Source organism: Microvirga sp. P5_D2, assembly GCF_054049475.1.
The window spans coordinates 1-3,558 of record NZ_JBFUMH010000291.1 but is presented as its reverse complement, the minus strand read 5'-3'; the positions used below and the strand labels follow the sequence as shown (position 1 = coordinate 3,558).

Genomic DNA, 3,558 nt, shown 5'->3' with positions numbered 1-3,558 from the left:
GGGGCAGGCGGCTCTCGCTGATGTTCCAGCGATTGAGCAGTCGCCAATCGTATTTCGGTGCCGAGAATTCGATGACAGGAACCTTGATGCCACTGGCCTTCTCGCCTCCCAGGATGCGGACGGCAACAGCGGCAGTCGGTCGGGCGCCCTCGGCCGGTGAAAACATCGGGCCACCGACAACCTCACCGTTGAAGTAAGACATGTCGAACGAAAAAATGGGAGCGTTGGCGACCTCATGGATGCGCTTCAACGGCTCCTTGTCTCCATAGACGGCTCCTGCGCCGTCCACCGCCATCTGCTGAAAAAAGATTGCACTGTTGGGCGGGAGCCTTGCAACGTCCTTCAAGATCTCCTCGAAGGGTCGCTCGTTGTAAAAGATCAATTCAACCTTATTCGCTAGAAGCGGACCCAATATCCGTTGCTGCTCGCCAGTCCAAAATCGCTCACCGGGGGAGTTTCCCAGTATAAAAGCAATGGCCTTTGTCTTCGGCAACAGCCGCAAAATGTTATCGACAAGAGCAACCTGATCGAACCGTACCGCAGTCACAGCATCTTGCTCGGACAACATGGATGGATCAAGCAGTCGTACTTCGACTGCCGCGAGCAGCATCGGGGTTGTTGGATACAGGTCTGCCCTATGTCGCTGGATGAAGCGTGCCGCAGGTCCGCCCATTGTGACAATCAAATCGGGCGGTCGTTGAGCATAGAGCACCCTGAGATATTCAACGAATTTGGCTTCAGCAGCCTCGTCACCATTCCGAGCCGTGACGAGGGCATGTTCTTGAATGTCTAGTGACCAGGGCGACTGTCGGTTCAGTTCATTCTGGATCTCCCTGCTCCATAAGATCCCCTGCTGGAAATTCGGGCCAAACGAATCGATGAACAGGATCGTTTTCGGCTGAGCAGCAGGTTCGCCAGACTTAGGCTGAGCGGCAGGCCCGCCAATTGAGACCAAAAGAATGACGGCGACGGCGAGCCAGAGATTGATCAGCCGCTCCATCCTCAATGTGTACGATGCGGCCATGCGGCCTCCATGGGACCCACCAGTCCGCCGAGGATTTCCCGCCACCCGGTAAGGGCATCCAAGGAAGCTTTCCCCATCCGCTTCCGTAGGGGCAGGCCTGCCCGTCGACCGCCAGACCGCCGTCGGTCGCCGTTCCACTCGCTCAGCGGTCATCGAAATGCCCCCATACGACCCGTGGTCACGACCGAGAGTAATGCACGGCGGGCTGACTGCGGCTAGGGTTCAACTTCCGGAATGGGTCACGCACTGACGATCCCCTGCCCTCTAGGAATGTCCGCTGTTCGTTGCGAGAGCAGATCTTCGGTCTACTTCCGAGAGGTGCCATGAACCGACCTTCCTGTCATGGCGCGGCTGGATGAAGTCGGCAGGTGGAACCCTTTCGATCTCCGCATCTCGCACCTTCCATCCTGAGTACCGGATCGTCGACGTCCTGGTCGCTCACGGGCAGTGCGGTGATCAACGACGCTGCCCGCATGCTTGCCATGCGGTGAGCGGCCCCTCAGCGCGTTTCTTCGGAGCCGATCCTGGTGCGGTTCCGCCCCTCCTCCTTGGCGGCATACAGGGCCCGATCCGCCCGGCGGAGGATCGAACTGCGGTCGTCGTCCGGCAGGGCCTCGGTCACGCCAGCACTGAAGGTGCAAGGCAGTTCGAGCCCACTGTGCCCCAGGACCGCCGGAGGGAAGCCGTCCCGGATGCGATCGATGATGCGTACGGCGTCGTCGAGCCGAGCCTCGGGCAGCAGCAGCAGGAACTCCTCCCCGCCGGTCCGGCCCAAGCGGTCGTGGGCCCGCACCCTCTCCCGGCAGGACCGCGCAAAGTGCTCAAGGACGGCATCGCCCGCCTCGTGCCCATGCGTGTCGTTGATGGCCTTGAAGTGATCGATGTCGATCACGGCAATGCACAAGCCGGATCCGGTGCCCTCATTGGCGGCGAGTGCCTCATCGAGCAGTTCCAGGATATGGCGGCGGTTCGGCAGTCCCGTGAGCTGATCGGTCTGGGACGCCGTAAGCGCCGCCTCATGGGTCTGGCGCAGGGACTTCTCGTTGTTCTTCAAGGCCGTGATGTCAGCGCCCACGGACAGCACCCAGCCGTTCGGGAGCACCGTGTGGTCGATCCAGAACCAGCGGCCATCAACAAGGTCGGTCTCGAACGACTTGCGGGGTAGGCTCCGACGCCGCGGCAGGGTTCTGGCGATGAGGGCCTCGACGTCATTGTCATCGATCCGCACGCCAAGCCTGTTCCTGTGCGCGTGGCGGAGGATGCCGGTGAAGGTGAGCGGACCCTCGTAGTTCCCCAGGAACATGCCCTGGTAGGTCTTGTTGGCGTACCGGAGGTTGTCCGCGGCATCGAAGATGGACACGGCCTGCCCGCTTTCCGTGAGGGCCTCCACGAGGCAACGGAGGGCTTCGTCATCAGGGGCGAAAGGAAGTGAGGTCATCGAAACTCGAGGCAAGAACGACAAGCAGGATAGCCAGCCATTGCCAAGCTGCAAGCTGGCCGTCCACTGAGGGTTTCCCCGTAATCTGGCTTCGTCCCGGATGCGGCGTGATCGGCCGCCCTCGAAGGCGACACGTCGATTATGCCAGAAGCGGCTCGCATCCATGCAGCGCTGCCTTACCCGAAAGCGGCGGCGCTGCGGTCCGCCAAGGACCTTGATCTTCGGGGATGATGGGCCTGACACTACTCCTGTCTCTTACCGAGATGGGAGACCGTGCCCGGTCCGTTCGAGGGCTCCTTCAAGCTACACCATCAGGCAAAACCCTGAAAGGCAGCCGGACAATCTCTGAGGACGGTCGCCCAGATACAAAAAACCCTGCCCGTTGCGGGGCAGGGTTGAGTTCATCTCCTCGCCTTCGGAGCCTTCCGAAAACAGGACCAGTACCGCACGCAACCTCCGCTCTGTCAAATGAGCCGAAGGATTAACGAAGCGTTAAGCATGGGGTCAGAACAGAAAATCGGGCAGAAAAGCGCCTAAATCCAAGCAGTGTTGCAGCTTTACCATAGGCAGAACTTGTTCTTCATCCATACTCTGCTCCTGCGACTCCTCGCACAAGGGATGATTGCCCATGAAAACCCGTCTTTTTGGCCTCCTGGCCGCCACGGCCCTTACCACCGCTGGCATCTCCGCTGCTTCCGCCGCCGACCTTCCCGTCCGTGCCGCTCCTCCGCCGATCATTGCGGCCGCTCCGCTCTTCACCTGGACCGGCTTCTATGCCGGTGTGAATGCCGGCTGGGGCTGGCGTGACGATAACCAGCAAACCGTCATTCTGAACGGTGTCGCCCCGGGCACGCTGTTCTTCCCGGGCAACGGCGACGGTGGCTTCGTCGGCGGCGGCCAGATCGGCTACAATTTCCAGACCGGCTCCTTCGTCTGGGGTGTCGAGGCCGACATTCAGTGGGCCGACACCGACAATGGCGAGGATGTCCGCTTCGTGCCGGCTGGAGCTCCTGGCGTCTTCGTGCCCGGCGAGTTCAACAACAATCTGTCGGATTGGTTCGGCACGGCGCGCCTCCGCGCGGGTGTCGCGTTTGAC

The 3,558-nt window shown here is 61.1% G+C and carries 2 protein-coding genes and 1 pseudogene; 1 reads left to right on the top strand and 2 read right to left on the bottom strand.

Annotated elements, in window-relative coordinates:
• Together ACXJKO_RS30610 and ACXJKO_RS30605 are read right to left on the bottom strand one after the other, a co-directional pair.
• Window positions 1-1,024, bottom strand: a 1,024-nt coding sequence (locus tag ACXJKO_RS30610) for an ABC transporter substrate-binding protein (RefSeq protein ID WP_457094782.1), incomplete at its 3' end; no start/stop codon positions are given.
• Window positions 1,025-1,523: 499 nt separating this feature from the next.
• Window positions 1,524-2,462 carry a GGDEF domain-containing protein gene (locus tag ACXJKO_RS30605; protein WP_457094781.1) on the bottom strand — a complete coding sequence of 313 codons (939 nt, stop codon included), beginning with the start codon at window positions 2,460-2,462 and terminating at the stop codon, window positions 1,524-1,526.
• A gap of 628 nt (window positions 2,463-3,090) precedes the next feature.
• On the opposite strand from ACXJKO_RS30605, the pseudogene ACXJKO_RS30600 reads away from it, so the two are divergent.
• Window positions 3,091-3,558, top strand: a pseudogene (locus ACXJKO_RS30600) (outer membrane protein); the annotation flags it as partial.

Bases quoted from the DNA above. Each gene is read 5' to 3' on its own strand.
- ACXJKO_RS30605 (WP_457094781.1), bottom strand. From the start codon at position 2,462: ATGACCTCACTTCCTTTCGCCCCTGATGACGAAGCCCTCCGTTGCCTC.